Below are 5243 nucleotides of genomic sequence, written 5' to 3'. Positions count from 1 at the left end.
CCGGTCGTTTTCGACTGGTCGATATGAGATGACGCCCTTCTCGACGTCAATACGTCTCGCTCCGGTGCATCCCCCTTGTTCCGGCCCGTCACGTTCGCTACGTCCCATCCATGCAACTGCCCCAAGACAAGCTCGACCTCATTTTGCGCCGCCACGACGAAATTTCGGCGCGCCTGTCCGAAAACAACGACGCCACCACCTTCGTCGCCCTTTCCCGCGAACTGGCCGGGCTCGAGGACGTCACGGCGGCGATCCGCGAGTACCGGACGCAGGCGCAGGAGATCGTCGGGCTCGAAGCGATGATCGCCGATTCCGCGACCGATGCCGAAATGCGCGAGATGGCGGACGACGAGAGGCGCGAGGGCGAGGCTCGCCTCGAGGCTTTGTCCAACCAGCTGCAGGTCGCGCTGCTGCCCAAGGATGCGGCTGATGAAAAAAGCGCCGTCCTCGAAATCCGCGCTGGTTCGGGCGGCGACGAGGCGGCGCTGTTTGCCGGCGACCTGTTCCGCATGTACCAGCGCTACGCCGAGCTGAAGGGCTGGCGCGTCGAGATCGTCTCCGCCAGCGAAGGCACGGCCGGCGGCTTCAAGGAGGTCATCGCCGAGGTCGAGGGCTCCGGCGTGTTCGCCAAATTGAAGTTCGAGTCGGGCGTGCACCGGGTGCAGCGCGTGCCGGACACCGAGACGCAGGGGCGCATTCACACGTCCGCCGCTACGGTAGCCGTCCTGCCGCAGGCGGAAGAGGTCGACGTCGACATCAACGAGGCGGACCTGAAGATCGATACGATGCGCGCCCAGGGTGCCGGCGGCCAGCACGTCAACAAGACGGAGTCGGCGATCCGCATCACCCATATCCCGACCGGCACGATCATTTTCGTCCAGGAGGAGCGCTCGCAGCACAAGAATCGCGCCCGCGCGATGGCCCTGCTGCGCGCCCGGATCTACGACATGGAACGGCAAAAGCTCGATGCCGAGCGCTCGGCGGACCGGCGCTCGCAGGTCGGCAGCGGCGACCGCTCCGAGCGCATCCGCACCTATAATTTTCCGCAGGGGCGGCTCACCGACCACCGCATCAACCTGACGCTCTACAAGCTCGACAAGGTCATCGCCGGCGAGGCGCTCGACGAGGTGATCGATGCCCTGACGACCGAGCATCAGGCGGCGCTTCTGGCGGCGCAATCGGACTGATCTGTGTCTTCATAGACGAACAATAAAAAACGCTTGGACGGCGCAACGTCAGCGTGAAAAAGGTGTTTGTCTTTGGCCTGTCCGTTGCATTGACCATCGGGCGTCACACTTCAAAGCGCGGTCGGAGTCCGGTGACATGCTTATCCGTTATGGATACGAACTCGAGTTTTACTGCCCCCAATCCGTGATGATGGTGTGCCTGCTCGACGCCCATTCGGACCACATGCACCAGATCCGCGTGCCCGGCGTCTTCCGCACCGATCCGTTCATCCCGTCGACGACCTACATCGACTCGTTCGGCAATTCCGTCCGTCGTTTCATGGCGCCGCAGGGCGTCCTGCGCATTTCGCGTGACTCGCTGTTCGAGAGCGATGGCGAGACGCAAGATTATGCGCCCTACGCGCAAGAGGTCCCGCTGTACGACGTGCCGTCGGAATATCTCGTGTACCTGCTCGGCAGCCGCTACTGCGAGACCGACAAGCTAAGCGACATCGCCTGGGGGCTGTTCGGCCATACGCAGCCTGGCTGGTGGCGCGTCCAGGCGATCTGCGACTTCGTCAACCAGCACCTGACCTTCGGCTATCAGTATGCGCGCGGCACCCGCACCGCTTTCGAGGCGTACGAGGAGCGCGTCGGCGTGTGTCGTGACTTCGCCCACCTCGCTGTGGCCTTCTGCCGCTGCATGAATATCCCGACCCGCTACGCCAACGGGTTCTTGGGCGACATCGGCGTGCCGCGCGATCCCGCGCCGATGGACTACAACGCCTGGCTCGAAGTCTATCTCGGCGGCCGCTGGTACCTATTCGATGCGCGCCACAACACGCCGCGCATCGGTCGGATCACGGTCTCGCGCGGCCGCGACGCCACCGACATCCCGCTCGCCACATCCTTCGGGCCGCATGTGCTCAATTCGTTCAAGGTTTGGACGGACGAGGTCGGCGAAGAGGTGTATTCCGACGCGTCTCTGCAGGCTGCCTATTGAGCGGTGAGGGCTGCTCTCAGGCTCGTCCCGATGCCGTGACGCCGCTTGCGGTAAACAACGCGACACAGCCGACAAGTTCGATCTCGACGGACGCGAAGCGTCTCTTGAGGGCGGCATCGAGTGCTGTTACGCTGTCGGCGACGTTCGAGAAGACGCCTTTCCGATTGTAGGTTCTCATGAGGGCCCGCGCCGCCGCAGAGCGGTGCACGCCTTCGGAAAGGATGGTCGCGCCGAAGACCACGCCATCCCGGTGGAGCATGGGCGCCACGTGGTCGAATGCGACAGCCTTTTGTTCGATCGCGCCAGGCAGACAATGCAGAAGGTAAGTGAGCGCGATCGAGCGAAACGGCGCGGTCTGCACGGTCAAGGGCTGCAACACGTCGGCCTGAAAAACCTCCGGCCGATACCGCGCGATCCGTCTTGACGCGGCGTCGAGCGAACTGCGGTTGAGATCCAGCAAACCGACCCGCGGCGTGGTCGACGGAAAGCGGCAGCGATCGAGATACCATCCCGTGCCGACGCCGACATCGAGGTGATCGTCGCTCGCATGCCGGTCGTACAAAGCCAGAATGCGGCGTGTGGGGCAGCGCCAGATCAACGGATTGGAAATGCCCAGAACGACCAGGTCATAAATGGCCAACGTGGTCGGCGAATAGATCGCCTGTCCCGCATGAACGGGATCGTCTGCTGGTCCCCGCGCCATACCAAACTCCTGAGTTGCCGACTCTTGTGCTGAGTATTAAACGCAAAGAGCCGAGGCATGACGCCTCGGCTCTTTGCAGTCAAACGTTTGATTTTTTACGACTTACGCCGCGATGGCGAGACGGACGGCAATGCCGGTGGCGCACACGCGCTCGAGCTCGACGCCGCTTTCGTCACGACGCGTCACGGCATCGATCTCGTAGTCGACGCCGATGATCGCGTCGGCATCGACATCTTCCGCACGGCGGATGAGATCCTGCAGCACGCGCTCGCGCCAATTGTTTGACATCGGCGTATGGCCGGATGCGTGCCAAGCGGAAGCCGCCTTGATCTTGCCGACACGGTAGAGAACACGGGCGCCTTCGATGGCGTCTTTTTCACTGGTAAGCATTTGGTTCGAATCTCCTGGAGCGCTCAGATGGGGGTCGTTTGCGCCTTTCCCAAGAATGTAGGGATCGAACCCGAACAGAAAATGACCGACCTGGGCCGCTCCCCGGCTTTTTGAATGTTGGTTAAGTGTTTACCGACAATTTGCGCGATCAGTGGCGGAAATGTCGCGTGCCGGTCAGCACCATCGCCAGGCCCGCGGCGTCGGCCGCGGCGACGATCTCGGCGTCACGCATCGAGCCGCCCGGCTGGATCACCGCGGTAACACCCGCCTCCGCGGCCGCCAAGAGCCCGTCGGCGAAAGGGAAGAAGGCATCGGAGGCGACCACGGACCCCTTCGCCAGCGACGTCTCGAGGCCTGCGGCCTTGGCCGCGTCCATCGCCTTGAGCGCCGCCATGCGCGACGAATCGAGCCGGCTCATCTGGCCCGCGCCGATGCCGACCGTGGCGCCGTCCTTGGCATAGATGATGGCGTTCGACTTGACGTGCTTGGCCACGGAAAAGGCGAAGCGCAGGTCGGCCAGTTCGCGGGCGCTCGGCTGGCGTTTTGTGACCACATTGAGGGTGAGATCGTCGACGACGGCATTGTCGCGGCCCTGGACCAGAAAGCCGCCGCCGACCGGGCGGAAGGTGAGGCCGCTGCCGCGCGGGTCCGGCATGCCGCCGGTGAGCAGCAGTCGCAGGTTCTTCTTGGCGGCGAGCAGCGCGATGGCCTCGTCGTCGGCCTCGGGCGCCACGATCACCTCGGTGAAGATTTTGGCGATTTCCGCTGCCGTCGCCGCGTCGAGCCGACCATTCAAGGCGACGATGCCGCCGAAGGCGGAGACGGGGTCGCAGCGCAGGGCCGCCGCATAGGCCGCGAGGAACGTCGCGCCTGTGGCCACGCCGCAAGGGTTGGCGTGCTTGATGATCGCCACCGCCGGCCCGTGCGCGGCGGGAAACTCGGCGACGAGGCCGATCGCCGCGTCGGTGTCGTTGACGTTATTATAAGAGAGCGACTTGCCCTGCAGCTGCCGCGCCGTGGCGACGCCCGGCTCGCGCGCCGAGGTCGCATAGAAGGCGGCCTGCTGGTGCGGGTTCTCGCCGTAGCGCAGCGCCTCGATCAGCGTCCCGCCGAAGGCGCGGTAGGTCGGCGCGGCCTCGCCGATGACATCCGCCATCCAGTTCGAGATCGCGGCATCGTAGACGGCGGTGCGGGCGAAAGCTTTTTGCGCCAAGCGCTTGCGCGTCGCGAGGCCCGTGCCGCCCTCAGTGGCGATCTCCTGCAGCAGCGCATCATAGTCGTCGGGGTCGACCACTACAGCCACGTCGCCATGGTTCTTCGCGGCGCCGCGGATCATGGCCGGCCCGCCGATATCGATATTCTCGATCGCCTCGTCGTAGCTTGCACCTTTGGCGACAGTCGCTTCGAAGGGATAGAGATTCACCACCAGCAGATCGATCGGCTTGATGGCATGCGCCAGCATCGCCGCTTCGTGTTCCGGGTTCTCGCGAATGGCGAGCAGGCCGCCGTGGACGGCGGGATGCAGCGTCTTGATCCGTCCGTCCATCATCTCGGGAAAGCCGGTGAGATCGGCAACTTCGATCACGGCGACACCGGCCTCGCGCAGCGCGCGGTGCGTGCCGCCGGTCGAAACCAGCTCGACGCCCTGCGCCGCGAGCGCCTCGGCGAACGGGACCAACCCGCGCTTGTCGGAGACGGAGATCAGCGCGCGCGCGATGCGCCGGTGTTCAGAGTTCATAGCGGGCTTCCGAAGAGCTTGCGGCCGTCATGTCCGGCGATGGTGATGGGGGTCAGCGAGCCGGGTTCGGCCCGGCCGACCGCGACAGGGGTGAAATCCGCGGCGCGGCCGATGCCGCCGCGCTCGGCGAGAACGGAAAGCCGGCGCCCGATCTGGCCGCGCAGATGCCGGCGCAGGGCGACATCGCCGGCCTCGCGGAGTCTGCGGGCCCGCTCCTTGGCGAGTGGCGACGCGACCTGCGGC

Annotated in this window: 5 protein-coding genes and 1 pseudogene; 2 read left to right on the top strand and 4 right to left on the bottom strand. The window is 65.0% G+C overall.

Annotation, left to right across the window (positions count from 1 at the left end):
* The first annotated feature begins 110 nt into the window (after nucleotides 1-110).
* The gene (prfA, locus tag GSQ79_RS09605; RefSeq protein ID WP_158808498.1) at nucleotides 111-1187 is read left to right on the top strand and encodes a peptide chain release factor 1; all 1077 of its coding nucleotides are present in this window, start codon (nucleotides 111-113) and stop codon (nucleotides 1185-1187) included.
* A 136-nt stretch (nucleotides 1188-1323) separates the two neighbouring features.
* The gene (locus tag GSQ79_RS09600) at nucleotides 1324-2169 is read left to right on the top strand and encodes a transglutaminase family protein (RefSeq protein WP_158808497.1); all 846 of its coding nucleotides are present in this window, start codon (nucleotides 1324-1326) and stop codon (nucleotides 2167-2169) included.
* Between the two features lie 16 nt (nucleotides 2170-2185).
* Here the strand turns inward: GSQ79_RS09600 and GSQ79_RS09595 are convergent, their stop codons facing one another.
* The 4 genes and pseudogenes from GSQ79_RS09595 to GSQ79_RS28945 form a co-directional block, all read right to left on the bottom strand.
* Entirely contained in the window at nucleotides 2186-2872 is a 687-nt protein-coding gene (locus GSQ79_RS09595; RefSeq protein ID WP_158808496.1) for a class I SAM-dependent methyltransferase, read from the bottom strand.
* A gap of 102 nt (nucleotides 2873-2974) precedes the next feature.
* Nucleotides 2975-3262, bottom strand: a complete 288-nt coding sequence (locus tag GSQ79_RS09590) for a heavy metal-binding domain-containing protein (RefSeq protein ID WP_158808495.1) — start codon at nucleotides 3260-3262, stop codon at nucleotides 2975-2977.
* Nucleotides 3263-3410: 148 nt separating this feature from the next.
* A complete protein-coding gene (gene purH / locus GSQ79_RS09585) occupies nucleotides 3411-5000 on the bottom strand; it encodes a bifunctional phosphoribosylaminoimidazolecarboxamide formyltransferase/IMP cyclohydrolase (protein WP_158808494.1) in 1590 nt (529 codons plus the stop codon).
* Nucleotides 4997-5243 (bottom strand): annotated as a pseudogene (locus GSQ79_RS28945) (tRNA (N(6)-L-threonylcarbamoyladenosine(37)-C(2))-methylthiotransferase MtaB); the annotation flags it as partial. The pseudogene GSQ79_RS28945 and the gene purH, both read right to left, overlap by 4 nt.

This window comes from Beijerinckia sp. L45, assembly GCF_009765775.1.
In the GTDB taxonomy this organism is placed as follows: Bacteria; Pseudomonadota; Alphaproteobacteria; order Rhizobiales; family Beijerinckiaceae; genus RH-AL1.
The sequence above is the reverse complement of the archived record's forward strand: the minus strand, read 5'-3'. Positions and strand labels throughout refer to the sequence as shown.